General features: G+C 69.7%; 13 protein-coding genes. 9 read left to right on the plus strand and 4 right to left on the minus strand.

Annotated features, from left to right (window positions below):
* Positions 1-8: 8 nt before the first annotated feature.
* Entirely contained in the window at positions 9-1,328 is a 1,320-nt protein-coding gene (locus ACE3QP_RS15675; RefSeq protein WP_374437420.1) for an iron-containing alcohol dehydrogenase, read from the minus strand.
* A 136-nt stretch (positions 1,329-1,464) separates the two neighbouring features.
* Between ACE3QP_RS15675 and ylqF the strand changes: the two genes are divergently transcribed.
* The gene (gene ylqF / locus ACE3QP_RS15680) at positions 1,465-2,448 is read left to right on the plus strand and encodes a ribosome biogenesis GTPase YlqF (protein WP_374437421.1); all 984 of its coding nucleotides are present in this window, start codon (positions 1,465-1,467) and stop codon (positions 2,446-2,448) included.
* 87 nt (positions 2,449-2,535) lie between these two features.
* Positions 2,536-5,847 (plus strand): EAL domain-containing protein, encoded by a 3,312-nt coding sequence (locus ACE3QP_RS15685; protein WP_374437422.1) that lies wholly within the window; start codon positions 2,536-2,538, stop codon positions 5,845-5,847.
* Between the two features lie 24 nt (positions 5,848-5,871).
* Here ACE3QP_RS15685 and ACE3QP_RS15690 read toward each other — a convergent pair whose 3' ends face one another.
* Genes ACE3QP_RS15690 through ACE3QP_RS15700 form a run of 3 tightly spaced genes read right to left on the minus strand, consistent with a single transcriptional unit; the run spans position 5,872 to position 8,926 of the window.
* Positions 5,872-7,494 (minus strand): MFS transporter, encoded by a 1,623-nt coding sequence (locus ACE3QP_RS15690; RefSeq protein ID WP_374437423.1) that lies wholly within the window; start codon positions 7,492-7,494, stop codon positions 5,872-5,874.
* On the minus strand, positions 7,484-8,260 hold the full coding sequence (locus ACE3QP_RS15695; protein WP_374437424.1) for a hypothetical protein: 777 nt from the start codon (positions 8,258-8,260) through the stop codon (positions 7,484-7,486). Before ACE3QP_RS15695 ends, ACE3QP_RS15690 begins: the two co-directional genes overlap by 11 nt.
* A 9-nt stretch (positions 8,261-8,269) precedes the next feature.
* Complete coding sequence (locus tag ACE3QP_RS15700; RefSeq protein WP_374437425.1) at positions 8,270-8,926, minus strand: TetR/AcrR family transcriptional regulator; 657 nt, start codon at positions 8,924-8,926, stop codon at positions 8,270-8,272.
* Positions 8,927-9,005: 79 nt separating this feature from the next.
* On the opposite strand from ACE3QP_RS15700, the gene ACE3QP_RS15705 reads away from it, so the two are divergent.
* The 7 genes from ACE3QP_RS15705 to hisD are packed head-to-tail and all read left to right on the plus strand — an operon-like array spanning position 9,006 to position 14,683.
* Positions 9,006-9,911, plus strand: coding sequence for an ABC transporter ATP-binding protein (locus ACE3QP_RS15705; RefSeq protein WP_374437426.1), 906 nt, complete (start codon positions 9,006-9,008; stop codon positions 9,909-9,911).
* Positions 9,908-10,675, plus strand: a complete 768-nt coding sequence (locus tag ACE3QP_RS15710) for an ABC transporter permease (protein ID WP_374437427.1) — start codon at positions 9,908-9,910, stop codon at positions 10,673-10,675. Before ACE3QP_RS15705 ends, ACE3QP_RS15710 begins: the two co-directional genes overlap by 4 nt.
* A 1-nt stretch (position 10,676) precedes the next feature.
* Positions 10,677-10,922: a BolA family protein gene (locus tag ACE3QP_RS15715; protein ID WP_374437428.1), complete on the plus strand. Its 246-nt coding sequence runs from the start codon at positions 10,677-10,679 to the stop codon at positions 10,920-10,922.
* Positions 10,922-12,193: a UDP-N-acetylglucosamine 1-carboxyvinyltransferase gene (gene murA / locus ACE3QP_RS15720; protein ID WP_374437429.1), complete on the plus strand. Its 1,272-nt coding sequence runs from the start codon at positions 10,922-10,924 to the stop codon at positions 12,191-12,193. Before ACE3QP_RS15715 ends, murA begins: the two co-directional genes overlap by 1 nt.
* Positions 12,193-12,852: an ATP phosphoribosyltransferase gene (gene hisG, locus ACE3QP_RS15725; protein WP_374437430.1), complete on the plus strand. Its 660-nt coding sequence runs from the start codon at positions 12,193-12,195 to the stop codon at positions 12,850-12,852. Before murA ends, hisG begins: the two co-directional genes overlap by 1 nt.
* On the plus strand, positions 12,852-13,385 hold the full coding sequence (locus ACE3QP_RS15730; protein ID WP_374437431.1) for a GNAT family N-acetyltransferase: 534 nt from the start codon (positions 12,852-12,854) through the stop codon (positions 13,383-13,385). Before hisG ends, ACE3QP_RS15730 begins: the two co-directional genes overlap by 1 nt.
* The gene (hisD, locus tag ACE3QP_RS15735; protein WP_374437432.1) at positions 13,382-14,683 is read left to right on the plus strand and encodes a histidinol dehydrogenase; all 1,302 of its coding nucleotides are present in this window, start codon (positions 13,382-13,384) and stop codon (positions 14,681-14,683) included. Before ACE3QP_RS15730 ends, hisD begins: the two co-directional genes overlap by 4 nt.
* Positions 14,684-14,729 lie beyond the last annotated feature (46 nt).

A 14,729-nucleotide genomic window follows, 5' to 3' on the forward strand; every position in this document is an offset into this window, starting at 1 on the left:
GCGGTGGGTCAGGCGGTCTTCTTGCGGGGGGCGGCCTTCTTGGCGGGGGTCTTGCTGGGCGCCGTGGCCTTCTTGCGTGCGGGCTTCTCGGCCGGGGCGGCCGCGGGCGGCAGCACCTGGCGGATCAGCAGCTCGCATTGCTCCTGCGTCATGTAGCGCGGCACCGGGTAGCCGGTGTCGGCCTCCAGGCGGGCGGCGTGGGCGATGTCGGGGATATCGGCTTCCTGCAGCGCGGCCAGCTGGGTGGGGATGGCGAGGTCGCGGTTCAGCTGCTCGATGGCATCGAGGAAGCGCTCTGCCAGGTCGTCGTCGCGCTCGTAGGCCTCGCCCAGCTTGGCGCGCACCGCCAGCTTGGCCAGGCGCGGAATGATGGCCGGGGCCGAGAAGCGCAGCACCAGCGGCAGCATGATGGCGTTGGCCAGGCCGTGGGGCGTGTGGTAGCGGCCACCGAACTGGTGGGCGATGGCATGTACATAACCCACGTTGGCGCGTGTGAAGGCCATGCCGGCGTAGGTGGAGGCCAGCGACATGTTCTCGCGCGCCACCAGGTTCTTGCCGTCGCGGTAGGCGGTGCGCAGGTTGCCGAAGATCAGGCCCACGGCGGCCAGGGCCAGGCCGTCGGTGTATTCGGTGGCCCAGTTGCCCACAAAGGCTTCGACCGCGTGCGTCAGCGCATCGATGCCGGTAGCGGCGGTGATGTGCGGCGGCAGGCCGGTCATCAGCTGCGGGTCCAGCGCGGCCATGCGCGGCACCAGGCGCGGGTCCACCACCACGATCTTGTCCTTGCGTGCGGGGTCGGAGATCACGGCCGCCACCGTCACCTCGGAACCCGTGCCGGCGGTGGTGGGCACGGCGTACAGCGTGACCGGGTTGTGCCGGCCTTTGAAATAGCCGGCCAGCTTGCGCAGCGGCTTGGGGTTGGCGATGGCCATGCACATGGCCTTGGCAGCGTCGATCGAGGAGCCGCCGCCGAAGGCCACGATGGCGTCGCAGTCGTGCTCCTTGAAGAACTTGATGCCGCGCTCGATCAGCGGGATCGGGGCATCGGGGGTGATCTCGTCAAACACGACGAACTCGGCGCCGCCGGCGCTGAGCGCCTCCGTCAGGCCCTTGAGCAGGCCCATCTTGGCCAGGATGGCGTCGGTAACGATCAGCAGCTTCTGGTGGCCGAAGCCGGCCACGGCCTCGCCCAGCCGGATGCTGGCGCCTGGGCCCACCAGCAGCGTGGGTTGGGGGATGGGGATGTAGCGCGTCACCTTGCCGGCGCCCTTCATCAGGGCGCCCAGGCCGGCGGCGCGGGTGGCTTCGGGGATGAAATCGAGGATCACCAGGGTCTCCAGGGGCAAGCGTGGGTGCGGCCCATTCTGTAGCACCGGCCGCACGCTGCCCGGGCCCTGTGCGGGCGCGCAACAGGACAATGCCCCCCTTGGCCGCGTGGTGCGGCAGTTTTTCAAGGTGGCGCGTTTGTCGATTCAATGGTTCCCGGGGCATATGCATGCCACCCGCAAAGCGATTCAGGACCGCGTCAAGGAAGGCATCGATGTCGTCATCGAGTTGCTGGACGCACGCTGCCCGGGCTCCAGCGCCAACCCGCTGCTGGCCGAGATGACCGGGCACAAGCCCACGCTCAAACTCTTGAACAAGCAGGACCTGGCCGACCCGGTGCGCACCGAGGCCTGGCTGGCGCACTACAACGCCAAGCCCGCCACGCGCGCCATTCCCCTGGACACCGCCATGCGCGCGCCGGTGGCGGCCCTGAGCAAGGAATGCCGGGCGCTGGCACCGAACCGCGGCGGCATGGCCAAGCCGCTGCGCATCCTGATCTGCGGCATCCCGAACGTGGGCAAGAGCACCCTGATCAACCGCATGCTCGGCCGCAAGGCCGTGAAGGCGGCGGACGAGCCGGGCGTCACCAAGGTCGAGCAGAAGCTGGTGCTAGAGAACGACGTCTATTTGTTCGACACGCCCGGCATGCTGTGGCCGCGCATCGCCATCCCCCAGGCCGGCCAGAACCTGGCCGCCAGCGGCGCCGTGGGCCGCAACGCCTTCACCGAGGAGGTGGTGGCCCTGGACCTGCTGCAGACCCTGCGCGCCGACTACCCGGACCTGCTGGAGGCGCGCTACAAGCTGGGCGAGTTGCTGCACACCGGGGATGAAGAGCAGGTTCTGAGCCAGATTGGCCGCCAGCGCGGTGCGATGCAAAGCGGTGGGCGCGTCAATCTGCAGAAGGCCGCCGAGGTGCTGATCTACGAATTCCGCCAGGGCGTGTTGGGGCGTATCACGCTCGAAACCCCCGAGCAGTTCGCCGCCTGGGCCGCGGCCGCCGTGCTGCTGGATGCCGAGCGCGAGGCCAAGCGCGAAGCGCGGGCCGCCAAGCGCCGCAAGGGCAGCGGGCGGCGCGAGGACCCGGACGGCGACGACGACACCGAGATCGAGCCCGAGGGCTGACACCCGGCGGGCGCCGCCGCCCTTATGGCCAGCCGCCCACGCTGTCAGCCCAGCGCCAGGGCGGGCTCCTAAGATCAACCGGGCACCATGCTGCTGAGCCTGTCGCCCATCACCCGAGCCCTGGGCCGCGCGCCGCGCGCCCAGTGGGGGCTGTGGGCTGCGCTGGCGCTGGCGTTGCTGACCCTGGTGACGGCGAACCTCGTGCACCAGCGCGCCCGCACGCTGGCGCGCGAGACCGCACATCTGGCCACGCAGGCCCGTCTGGTGCGCGACAACCTGGGCGCCCAGCTGCGCGCCACGCGCCAGGTGCTGGTCAGCGTGCCCGAGCAGCTGCAGCGGCGCCCCGGGCTCGACCCCGCCACGCGCGCTCAAGACCTGCAGGATCTGGTGCAGGCCATGCCGGGCCTGCGCACGCTGATCGTCACCGATGCCCAGGGCCGTGCCGTGGCCAGCAACCGCGTCGAGCTGGTGGGCCAGGATTTCAGCCAGCGCCACTATTTCCAGGCTGCGCTGGCGCAGCCCGATGCGCAGACCCTGTACGTCTCGCCGCCCTTCCGCACCGTGCTGGGGGTCTATGCGCTGAATCTGACGCGGGCCCGCGTGACGGCCAACGGCGCGCTTGCCGGCGTGCAGACCGCCACGCTGGACCCCAGCTATGCCCACACCCTGCTCGCCTCGGTCCGCCATGCCGAAGACGTGCGCGCCGAGCTGCGCCATCCGCACGGCGAGCTCTTTGTGGCCGAGGGCAGAGCGGTCGAGCCTGGCGAGCGCCTGGAGGTCTGGCTGGACCTGGCGTCGCCCGAGCTGCGGATGGACCAACCGCTGCGCATCGGCCTGAGCCGCGCGCGCGACGCGGCCCTGGCCGAGTGGCGCGACATGGTCGCCCTGCATGGCCTGGCCACGCTGCTGGTGCTGGGCCTGGGCGCAGCCGGCCTGGGCTTCCACCAGCGCCGGCAGCGCGTGGCCGACGCCCAGATCCTGGCCGGTACGCGCGCCCTGCACGAGGCGCAACGCATTGCCGGCCTGGGCAGCTGGCACATGGATCTGGCCAGCGGCCAGGTCGGCTGGTCGCCCCAGCTGTACGCGCTGGCCGGGCTGGACCCACAGCAGCCCGCGCCCGATTTCGCGACGCAGATCCGGCTCTTCACCCCCGAGAGCTGGGCGCGCCTGAGTGCCGCCGTGGCGCGCAGCCGGCAGGACGGCACGCCCTACGAGCTGGAGCTGGAGATGCGCCGCCCCGATGGCAGCCATGTATGGATGCTGGCGCGCGGCGAGGCCGTGCGCGATGCCGGCGGCACGGTGCGCGGCCTGCAGGGCGTGGCGCTGGACATCACCGAGCGCAAGGCCACCGAGGCGCGCCTGCAGCTGTTTGCCTCGGTCTTCACGCACTCGCGTGAGGCCATCATGATCACCGACGCCGAGCGGCGCATCGTCGAGGTCAACGAGGCCTTCACGCGCATCACCGGCTACAGCCGCGACGAGGTGCTGGGCCAGAACCCGCGCCTGCTCAGCTCGGGCCGGCAGGGCGCGGACTTCTACGCCACGCTGTGGCAGCGCCTGGAGCAGGCCGGGCACTGGAGCGGCGAGATCTGGAACCAGCGCAAGAACGGCGAGCCCTTTGCCGAGCTCATCACCATCAGCCGCCTGCTCGACGCCCAGGGCCAGGTGCGCAACTACCTGGCCCTGTTTGCCGACATCACGCCCATCAAGCACCACCAGTCCGAGCTGGAGCGCATCGCCCACTTCGACGCCCTGACCGGCCTGCCCAACCGCACCCTGCTGGCCGATCGCCTGCGCCAGGCCATGCTGCAGGCGCACCGGCGCGGCCTCAAGGTGGCGCTGGCCTTTCTGGACCTGGACGGATTCAAGGGTGTGAACGACCGCTACGGCCACGAGGTGGGCGACGCGCTGCTGATCGCCCTGGGCGAGCGCCTGCGCCAGACCCTGCGCGAGGGCGACACCCTGGCCCGCCTGGGCGGCGACGAGTTCGTGGCGGTGCTGCTGGATCTGGCCCAGCCAGCCGATGGCGAGCACCTGGTGCAGCGCCTGGTGCAGGCCGCGGCCGAGCCCATCGAGGTGGAAGGCCATGCCCTGCAGCTCAGCGCCAGCGTGGGCGTCACCTACTACCCGCAGGCCGAGGAAGTCGACGGCGACCAGCTGCTGCGCCAGGCCGACCTGGCCATGTACCAGGCCAAGCTGGCCGGCAAGAACCGCTACGCGCAGTTCGACGCCGAGCACGACCGCTCGGTGCGTGAGCTGCACGAGGGCCTGGCCGACATCCAGCAGGCACTGCAACGCGAGGAGTTCGTGCTGCACTACCAGCCCAAGGTGAACCTGCGCAGCGGCGAGCTGATCGGGCTGGAGGCCCTGATCCGCTGGCAGCACCCGGTGCGCGGCCTGCTGCTGCCGGGCCAGTTCCTGCCCCTGATCGAGAGCCACGTGGTGCAGGTGCAGATCGGCGAATGGGTGATCGAGCAGGCGCTGCGCCAGCTGGAGCACTGGCGCGCCGAGGGGCTGGAGCTGGCCGTCAGCGTCAACATCGCCGGCCAGCACCTGCTGCAGCTGGACGTGGCCGAGCGCCTGGCCGCGCACCCGCGCGTGCGCCCGGCGCAGCTGGAGCTGGAGGTGCTGGAGAGTAGCGCGCTGGGCGATCTGGCCCATGTGGCGCGGGTGATCGAAAGCTGCCGCAAGCTGGGCGTGAGCTTCGCCATCGACGACTTCGGCACCGGCTACTCCTCGCTCAGCTACCTCAAGCGCCTGGATGCGCAGCGCATCAAGATCGACCAGAGCTTCGTGCGCGACATGCTGGATGACCCCGACGACCTGGCCATCCTGGAAGGCGTGTTGGGCCTGGCCCGCGCCTTCCAGCGCCAGGCCATTGCCGAAGGGGTGGAAACCGAGGCGCATGGCGAGGCCCTGCTGAGCCTGGGCTGCGAGTACGGCCAGGGCTACGGCATCGCCCGCCCCATGCCGGCCGAGGCCGTGGCCGACTGGCTGGCTTGCTGGCACCCGCCCGCGCGCTGGCAGCAGGCGCGGCCGCTGCAGGGCCCGGCGCGCGCACGCCTCTATGCCGTGGTGGAGCACCGCGCCTGGATGGCCGAGCTGCAGGCCGCGCTGAGCGACCGCAGCCTCGCGCCGCCCCCGCTGGACCTGCACGAGTGTGGCTTCGGCCGCTGGCTGGACGGCCGTTTGGCCGCCGAGCCCGGGCGCGACTTCAGCGGCGTGCAGGTTGCGCACCAGGCCCTGCATGCGCGCGCGGCCGTGCTGCTCGATCTGCAGCGCGCCGGGGCGCTCTCGGCCGAACAGCAGGCCGGCTGCCCCGAGCTGCTGCGCCTCAGCGCCGAGCTGATCCGCCAGGTGGAGGGCCTGGACAGCGCGGCGGCGTACCGGCCGGGCTGAGCGGCGCGGCGCCGCGCTGCGTGCTCAGCGCCGCAGCCGCTGCTGGATCTGTTCCAGCGTGGCGCCGCGCGTTTCCACGCCGCGGCGCGCCAGCAGCCAGGCCGACAGCGCCATCGGTAGCGCCAGCAGCAGTGCGCTGAGCAGGAAGTGGTCGAAGAAGCCGACCAGCGCCAGCAGCGCGGCCAGGATGCCGCCCAGCTTGGAGCTGGCAGCCACCACGCCCGAGCCGCTGCCGCGCAGCTGCACGGGGTAGATCTCGGCCGCATAGGGAATCAGCATGGCGATGACGCCGCTGACGCTGACCAGCAGCGCCGCCGTGGCGGCGGTGGTGGCCACAGCTGAGCGCAGATCCGCCCAGGCCAGGAGTGCGAATGCCAGCAGGCACAGCGTGCTCAGCACAATGAACAGCACCAGGGTTCGGAAGCTGCTCCAGCGGTGGTAGAGCCAGATCACCAGCGCGATGCCCGGCAGGGCCAGCAGCGAGGACTTGGCCAGCAAGGCGTTGGCGGCCGAGGCGTCCACGCCGAGCTGCTGCAGATTGCTGGGCAGCCAGAGCAGGAAGCCGAAGTTCACCAGCCCCCAGCCCGTGCCACAGACGAGCAGCGCCGAGCTGATGCCGGCATGCGCCCCGCGCAGCAACTCGCGGGCGCCGGCCACGGGGTGGGCCTCGTCGTCGATCGGCGGTGCGCCCGGGTGGCGGGCATCGTCCGGCTCCAAGCCGGTGCGGCTGCCGGCAAAGCGGGCCAGCACCGCGCGCGCCTGCTCAGTCAGGCCGGCCTGCGCCAGGAAACGGGGGGATTCCGGGATGAAGCGGTTGAGAAAAATGATCACCGCCCCGGTGGGCAGGCCCAGCAGCCACAGCACACGCCAGCTGAACAGCGGCTCCAGCCAGGTGGCCGCGCCGGCCGCCAGCAGATAGCCCGCCGAGGTGCCCACGCCGCCCAGCAGCACCAGCAACCAGCCGCGGTGGTGGGCGGGCACGGTCTCGGCCATCAACGTGAAGGCGATGGGCAGCAGGCCGCCGGCCGAGGCGCCCATCAGGAAGCACATCGCCAGATTCCACTCGAAAGTGGGCATGGCGCCGCAGATGGCGGTGCCGATGAACATCAGCGCTGAGAGCAGGATGGCGGCGCGGCGCCCGAAGCGGTCGGCCACGCGACCCCAGACCACCGAGCCCACGGTGGTGCCGGTGAGCGCGAAGAGCGCCAGCAGGCCGGCGCGCGGGCGACTGATTTCGTACTCGGCGCTCATGCCTGGCATCACGAAGCCCAGGGTGGCGGGCTTCATGACGTCGATGGCCAGCGTGACGATCAGCACCAGCACCAGCTTCCAGTGCTCGCGGTTCAGCGCCACGCCATCGGCCACATGGAACTGCAGGCCGCCGGCCAGCGGCACGCTGCCGGGCCGGCGCGGCATCAGGCCGTAGCAGGAGAGCGCCACGCCCAGTGGGATCAAGGCCATGCCGACCCACATCTCCCAGGTCATCGGCATGCCCACCATGTGCCAGTGTGTGTGCTGGCCCATCAGGAACATCGGCCCGTGCGAGAGCACGCCCAGGGTGATGAGGGCGCAGCCCAGCCAGAAGGCCAACGGGTGGTGGAACAGCGAGGGCGCTGGCGCCGGGGCGCGGGCCGCCTTATTCCTCAAGCTCGGCGCGCGCCATCTCGATGTCCAGGCAGTCCATCGCGTCGATGGGCTTGCAGGCGGCGGCGTCGGCATAGAGCTTCTCGGCCTCAGCCATGCGCTTCTCGCCTTCGATCATCACCAGACCGTTGGCGCGCTCCACCATGGCGATGGCGCTCTTGGGATTGAGCTTGAGTGCCTGCTCGAACATCTTCAGGCCGGTGGCGGCGTCCGCCCCCTGCGTGCGGGCCAGCAGGCGCCCCACCTTGTCGATCACCTCGGCGTGGAAGGTGCCCAGCGCGATGTGGGCGTCGGCATGCTTGGGCGCGAGCTCGATGGTGGTTTCCAGCGCGCTCTTGATCGTCACGCCCAGGCCCTCGGCCAGGGCCTCGGCCACGCTGATGCCCTGGCCATAGCGGCCCAGCGCATAGGCCTGCCAGTAGAAGGCGTTGGCGTTCTCGGGGTCCTCGGCCTGCAGCGCCTCGGCGCGCTGGGCCACGGCCAGGAACATCTCCAGCTTGGTCTTCTCGTTCTTTTCGAGGTAGTTGGCGTAGATGGCCTGGGCCTTGTTGGCGCAGTTGATGCCGGCCGAGCCGCCCGCCTTGAGGCCGGCGTCGAAGGCCTTCTTGAAGTCGCCCGCATGGAAGTGGATCCAGGCCTGCTGCACGGCCTCGTCCTTGGGCCAGGGCTCGGCGTCGCCCTTGTGCAGCTTGGGCCAGGCCTTCTTCAGGCTGGCCGGGGTCTGGACGAAGGCGCTGTTGTCGTAGGGGAAGGCGGTCCACTTGGCCATTGCGGCTCCTCAGGAGTTGTAGTTCCCCGCCAGCTTGAAGAGGTGCTCGCGAGAGTTGGGTTCGAGATAGGGCATCAGGAGGCTGAGCACATGGAAGGCGCCGCGCAGCAGCGCCGAGCCGGCGCGCTCGGGCTCCAGCGCATGGCGCGGGTCCTTCACGTACTCGTAGCTCAGCCAGTAACTCAAGAGCACCACCATGCTGGCGCCCACGGGCGAGGCCTCGCGCGGGTCCATCTTCAGCGCGCCGCCGATCTTCAGCCCGGCCAGCACGCCGCGCATGGCCTCTTGCTTGCGCGCCAGCACGGTCTGGAAATGCGTCTCCAGCTTGCGGTTCTTGCTCAGCAGGTCGTTCAGGTCGCGGTACAGGAAGCGGTGCTTCCAGATCAGCTCGTACAGGGTGTGGAAGAAGAACCAGGCGTCCTCCACATTGCGCACGTTGTCGGCGGCCAGCAGCAGGTCGGCCAGCTCGACGTCAAAGCGCTGGAACAGCGCGTTGATCAGCTCATCCTTGGCCGGGTAGTGGTAGTAGAGGTTGCCGGGGCTGATGTTCAGTTCGGCGGAGATCAGCGTGGTGCTGACATTGGGCTCGCCAAAGCGGTTGAACAGGTCCAGCGTCACCTCCAGGATGCGCTCGGCCGTACGACGGGGCTTCTTGGGTGGGGCCATAGCTTCTTCTTGGGCGTGAGCGCCGGACGATAACCCTGGAATCGGGGCTTTCCACAGGGGCTTTCTAGAATGCCCACCCATGACCGCGACCCCCGCCATCCGCTTCGAGCGGGTGCACAAGACCTACCGCGGCGCCTCCCAACCTGCCCTCAGCGATGTCAGCTTCGACATCGCCCCCGGGGAGTTCTTCGGCCTGCTCGGCCCGAATGGCGCCGGCAAGACCAGCCTGATCAGCATCCTGGCGGGGCTTTCGCGCGCCGATTCCGGCCTTGTGAGCGTGCTCGGCCACGATGTGGTGAACGACTACGCCGCCGCCCGCGCGCGGCTCGGCGTGGTGCCGCAGGAACTGGTGTTCGACCCCTTCTTCTCGGTGCGCGAGACCCTGCGCTTCCAGTGCGGCTACTTCGGCATCGCCGCCGACGAGCGCTGGATCGAGGAGCTGCTGAACGAACTGGGTCTGCTCAGCAAGGCCGACGCCAATATGCGCCAGCTGAGCGGCGGCATGAAGCGCCGCGTGCTGGTGGCCCAGGCCCTGGTGCACCGCCCGCCCGTCATCGTGCTGGACGAACCCACCGCCGGCGTGGACGTGGAGCTGCGCCAGACGCTGTGGCAGTTCATTGCCCGCCTGAACCGCGAGCAGGGCACCACCGTGCTGCTGACGACGCATTACCTGGAAGAGGCCGAGGCCTTGTGCGGGCGCATCGGCATGCTCAAGGGCGGCCGGCTGGTGGCGCTGGACCGCACCAGTGCGCTGCTTTCGCACCGCAGCCACCAGGTGCTGCGCTTCAAGACCGATCAGACGATTCCGGCCGACATCGACGCCCGCGTGACGGGTCGCATCGCCCAGATCAAGGCGCATGACGCCGCCGAGGTCGAGCAGCTGCTGGCGCGCCTGCGCAGCGGCGGCGTGGTGGTGGAAGACCTGGAGATCGGCCGCGCCGATCTGGAGGATGTGTTCCTCGAAATCATCGGAGGCGCGCAATGATGGCCGTGGGCGCCCAGACGCTGTTCAAGAAGGAGCTGCTGCGCTTCTGGAAGGTGGCCTTCCAGACCATCGCTGCCCCTGTTCTCACGGCGGTGCTGTATCTGATGATCTTTGGCCATGTGCTGGAAGGTCATGTCGAGGTGCGCGGCGTGCCCTACGGCGCCTTCCTGATGCCCGGCTTGGTGATGATGAGCGTGCTGCAGAACAGCTTCGCCAACAGCAGCTCCAGCCTGATCCAGAGCAAGGTCACCGGCAATCTGGTGTTCCTGCTGCTCACGCCCTTGAGCCCGCGCGCCTGGTTCGTGGCCTACGTGGGCGCGGCGGTGGTGCGCGGCCTGTGCGTGGGCTGCGGGGTGGCGCTGGCGGCAGTGTGGTTCGTGCCCTGGTCGGCCTTCCAGCCCGCGCATCTGGGTTGGGCGCTGACCTTCTGCCTGCTGGGCGCGGCCATGATGGGCAGTCTGGGCTTGATCGCCGGCCTGTGGGCCGACAAGTTCGACCAGCTCGCGGCCTTCCAGAATTTCATCGTCATGCCCATGACCTTTCTGGCCGGCGTGTTCTATTCGGTCGACTCGCTGCCCGGCTTCTGGAAGGCCGTGTCGCATCTGAACCCCTTCTTCTTCATGGTGGACGGCTTCCGCCACGGCTTCTTTGGGGTCAGCGACAGCTCGCCCTGGGTCAGCCTGGGCGTGGTTGGCGTCGCCTTCGCCATCGTTGCTTCCCTCGCGTTGCACCTGCTGCAGCGCGGCTACAAGATTCGGCATTGATATGAGTGACCCCACCCCCCAAGAAGTGCGCGACTTCATCGCCGCCGGCCTGCCCTGCACGCATCTGGAGGTGGAGGGCGACGGCCGCCACTTCTTCGCCACCATCGTCTCAAGCGAGTTCGAAGGCCTGCCGCGCGTGCGCCGCCACCAGCGCGTCTACGCCGCGCTGGGCGAGCGCATGAAGGAGCAGATCCACGCGCTCTCGATGAAGACCCTGACCCCGACCGAATTCCAGCAAGGCGCCTGATGGACAAGCTCAAGATCCGCGGCGGCCGCCGCCTGAACGGCACGGTGGCCATCTCCGGGGCCAAGAACGCCGCCCTGCCCGACCTCTGCGCCACCCTGCTGACGGCCGACGCGATGGTGCTGCACAACGTGCCGCGCCTGCAGGACGTCAGCACCATGATCAAGCTGCTGCGCAACATGGGGGCGGCGGTGGATTGGGTGGAGGGCGAGAGCAACGCGCTGCGCCTGGATGGCGGGCCGGTCAACAACCCCGAGGCGCCCTACGAGCTGGTGAAGACCATGCGCGCCAGCATCCTGGCGCTGGGCCCGCTGCTGGCGCGCTTCGGCAAGGCCAAGGTCTCGCTGCCGGGTGGTTGCGCGATTGGCTCGCGGCCGGTGGACCAGCACATCAAGGGCCTGCAGGCGATGGGGGCAGAGATCCGCGTCGAGCATGGCTACATCCTGGCGGAAGTTCCCGGCGGGCGCCTGAAGGGTGCGCGCATCACGACCGACATGATCACCGTCACCGGCACCGAGAACTTCCTGATGGCTGCCGCGCTGGCCCAGGGTGAGACGGTGCTGGAGAACGCTGCCCAGGAACCCGAGGTGGTGGATCTGGCCGAACTGCTCATCAGCATGGGCGCGCAGATCGAGGGGCATGGCACCAGCCGGGTCACGATCCGTGGCGTCGACAAGCTGCATGCGCCCAAGATCCCGCACCACATCGTGCCGGACCGCATCGAGGCCGGCAGCTTCCTCTGCGCCGTGGCCGCCGCCGGTGGCGAGGCCTTCCTGCAAGGGGCGTGCGCCGACCACCTGGACGCCGTGATCGACAAGCTGCGCGAGGCCGGTGCGCAGATCGAGCCGCGCGTCGACGGCATCTGGATCCGCATGGACCAGCGACCCAAGGCCGTGGGCTTTCGCACCAGCGAGTACCCGGCCTTCCCGACCGATATGCAGGCCCAGCTGATGGCGGTGAACTGCGTGGCCGAGGGCGCCGCGAAGATCAGCGAGACCATCTTCGAGAACCGCTTCATGCACGTGAACGAGCTGGTGCGCCTGGGTGCCCACATCGAGGTGGACGGGCATACGGCGGTGGTGACCGGCGTGCCGCAACTCAGTGGCGCCACCGTGATGGCCACCGACCTGCGCGCCTCGGCCAGCCTGGTGATCGCCGGCCTGTGCGCCGAGGGCGAGACCCTGGTGGACCGCATCTACCACCTGGACCGCGGCTACGAGCAGATGGAAGCCAAGCTGCGCGGCCTCGGGGCTGACATTGAACGGGTGAAGTGATGAGTCTGACCTTCGCCCTTTCAAAGGGCCGCATCTTTGACGACACCCTGCCGCTCCTCAAGGCCGCCGGCATCGAGGTGCTGGACGACCCCGAAAAGAGCCGCGCGCTGATCCTGCGCACCAACCTGCCCGACGTGCGGGTGGTGCTGGTGCGCGCCAGCGATGTGCCCACCTACGTGCAGCATGGCGGCGCCGATGTGGGCGTGGCCGGGCTGGATGTGCTGCTGGAGCACGAGGCCGGCCCCTACGGTGGTGGCGCGCTGCTGCGCCCGCTGGACCTGCAGATCGCCCGCTGCCGCCTCTCGGTGGCCACGCGCGCCGACTTCGACTACCAGGCCGCCGTGCGCCAGGGCGCGCGCATCCGCGTGGCCACCAAGTACACCCAGCTGGCGCGCCAGCATTTCGCCGACAAGGGCGTGCACGTCGACCTCATCAAGCTCTACGGCTCGATGGAGCTGGCGCCGCTGACCGGCCTGGCCGATGCCATCGTCGACCTGGTGAGCACCGGCAGCACCTTGAAAGCCAACGACCTGGTCGAGGTGGAGAAGATCCTGCCGATCTCCTCGCACCTGGTGCTGAACCCGGTGGCGGCCAAGCTCAAGCGTGAACGCATCCGGCCGCTGCTGAGCAGCCTGCAGGCGGCCGTCCAGGCGCGCTGATGGACAGCATCCGCCCGGCGCGGGCGGCCGATGCGCCCCTGCTGGCCGCTCTGGGCGCGCAAGTGTTCTTCGACACCTATGCCACCGAGGGCGTGAACCTCGCCATCGCCCGCGAGGTGGCCGAGTTCTTCACCGCCGAGCGCTTTCTGGCTCTGTTGCAAGAACCCACCGTGGAGCTGCTGGTGCTGGCCCGCGGGGAAGGCCTGCTGGGCTTTGCGCAGAGCCAGTTGGATGTGAGCCACCGCCTGCTGCAGCCTGGCCGGCCGGCCGAGCTGCAGCGCCTTTACCTGCAGCGCCGCTGCCACGGTCAGGGCCTGGGCGCGCACCTGTTGCGCGCGGCCGAAAGCGGCATGGCCGCCCGCGGCGCCACCGTGTGCTGGCTGGACGCCTGGGTGCACAACCAGCAGGCGCGTGCCTTCTATGCCCGCCAGGGTTACACGGAACTCGGTGCCGATGTGTACCGCTACGAAGAAGATGTCCACGAGACACGGATCTACGCCCGTGCCCTCGGCCCGGAGAATCCAGCCCCATGAAGATCACCCGCCTCGCCACCACCGCCCCCGACTTCGATGCGCGCCTGCAGCAGCTGCTGCATTGGAGCGAGGACACCGACGCCGGCATCGAGCAGGCGGTGGCCGGCATCCTGGCCGAGGTGCGCAGTCAGGGTGATGCCGCCGTGCTGGCCCGCACCGCGCAGTTCGACGGCTTGCACGCCGCTTCGGTGGCGGAGCTTGAGATCGGCGCGGCCGAGCTGAAGGCCGCCTTCGACGGTCTGCCCGCCGTGCAGCGCCAGGCCCTGCAGCTAGCGGCCGAGCGCGTGCGCCGCTACCACCAGGCCCAGGCCCAGGCCTGCTGCCAGGGCTTCGAGTTCACCGATGACGAGGGCAACCGCCTCGGCCAGCAGGTCACGCCGCTGGATCGCGTCGGCATTTACGTGCCCGGCGGCAAGGCCGCCTACCCGAGCTCGGTGTTGATGAACGCCATCCCTGCCCAGGTGGCCGGGGTGGGCGAGATCATCATGGTGGTGCCCACCCCGCGCGGGGAGCGCAACGCCCTGGTGCTGGCCGCGGCCCACCTGGCCGGCGTGCACCGCGTGTTCACCATAGGCGGCGCCCAGGCCGTGGGCGCGCTGGCCTACGGCACGGCCACCGTGCCGCGCGTGGACAAAATCACCGGCCCCGGCAACGCCTACGTGGCCGCCGCCAAGCGCCGCGTGTTCGGGCAGGTCGGCATCGACATGATTGCCGGCCCGAGCGAGATCCTGGTGCTGGCCGACGGCACGGTGAACCCCGACTGGGTGGCCATGGACCTCTTCAGCCAGGCCGAGCACGACGAGCTGGCGCAATCCATCCTGCTCTGCCCCGATGCTGCCTACATCGACGCCGTGGCGGCGGCGATGGAACGCCTTGTCCAAGAGATGCCGCGTGCCGCGGTGATCCGCGCGAGTCTCGAAGGCCGTGGCGGCCTGATCCACACCCGTTCAATGGCGGAGGCCTGTGCGATCAGCAACCGCATCGCCCCCGAGCACCTGGAGGTCAGCGCGGCCGAACCGCGCCAATGGCTGCCGCATCTGAAGCACGCTGGCGCCATTTTCCTGGGCGCGTTCGCCTCGGAGTCCTTGGGCGACTACTGCGCCGGCCCCAACCACGTGCTGCCCACCAGCGGCACGGCGCGTTTTTCGTCGCCGCTGGGCGTGTACGACTTCGTCAAGCGCAGCAGCCTGATCGACATCAGCGAGCAGGGCGCGCAGGTGCTGGGCCCGGTGGCCGACACCCTGGCCCAGGGCGAGGGCCTGCAGGCCCACGCCCGCTCGGCCACGCTGCGGCTGTAAGCCCGGCGGGCAGTGCCCGCGCAGTCCGGTCGGGCAATCTGTTTGT

Source organism: Inhella sp., assembly GCF_041912635.1.
GTDB lineage: Bacteria > Pseudomonadota > Gammaproteobacteria > Burkholderiales > Burkholderiaceae_C > Inhella.

Excerpts from the sequence above, each read along its gene's own strand:
- ACE3QP_RS15685 (WP_374437422.1), top strand. The coding sequence starts at position 2,536 with ATGCTGCTGAGCCTGTCGCCCATCACCCGAGCCCTGGGCCGCGCGCCG.
- ACE3QP_RS15695 (WP_374437424.1), bottom strand. The coding sequence starts at position 8,260 with ATGGCCAAGTGGACCGCCTTCCCCTACGACAACAGCGCCTTCGTCCAG.
- ACE3QP_RS15700 (WP_374437425.1), bottom strand. The coding sequence starts at position 8,926 with ATGGCCCCACCCAAGAAGCCCCGTCGTACGGCCGAGCGCATCCTGGAG.
- ACE3QP_RS15705 (WP_374437426.1), top strand. The coding sequence starts at position 9,006 with ATGACCGCGACCCCCGCCATCCGCTTCGAGCGGGTGCACAAGACCTAC.
- ACE3QP_RS15710 (WP_374437427.1), top strand. The coding sequence starts at position 9,908 with ATGATGGCCGTGGGCGCCCAGACGCTGTTCAAGAAGGAGCTGCTGCGC.
- ACE3QP_RS15715 (WP_374437428.1), top strand. The coding sequence starts at position 10,677 with ATGAGTGACCCCACCCCCCAAGAAGTGCGCGACTTCATCGCCGCCGGC.
- murA (WP_374437429.1), top strand. The coding sequence starts at position 10,922 with ATGGACAAGCTCAAGATCCGCGGCGGCCGCCGCCTGAACGGCACGGTG.
- hisG (WP_374437430.1), top strand. The coding sequence starts at position 12,193 with ATGAGTCTGACCTTCGCCCTTTCAAAGGGCCGCATCTTTGACGACACC.
- ACE3QP_RS15730 (WP_374437431.1), top strand. The coding sequence starts at position 12,852 with ATGGACAGCATCCGCCCGGCGCGGGCGGCCGATGCGCCCCTGCTGGCC.
- hisD (WP_374437432.1), top strand. The coding sequence starts at position 13,382 with ATGAAGATCACCCGCCTCGCCACCACCGCCCCCGACTTCGATGCGCGC.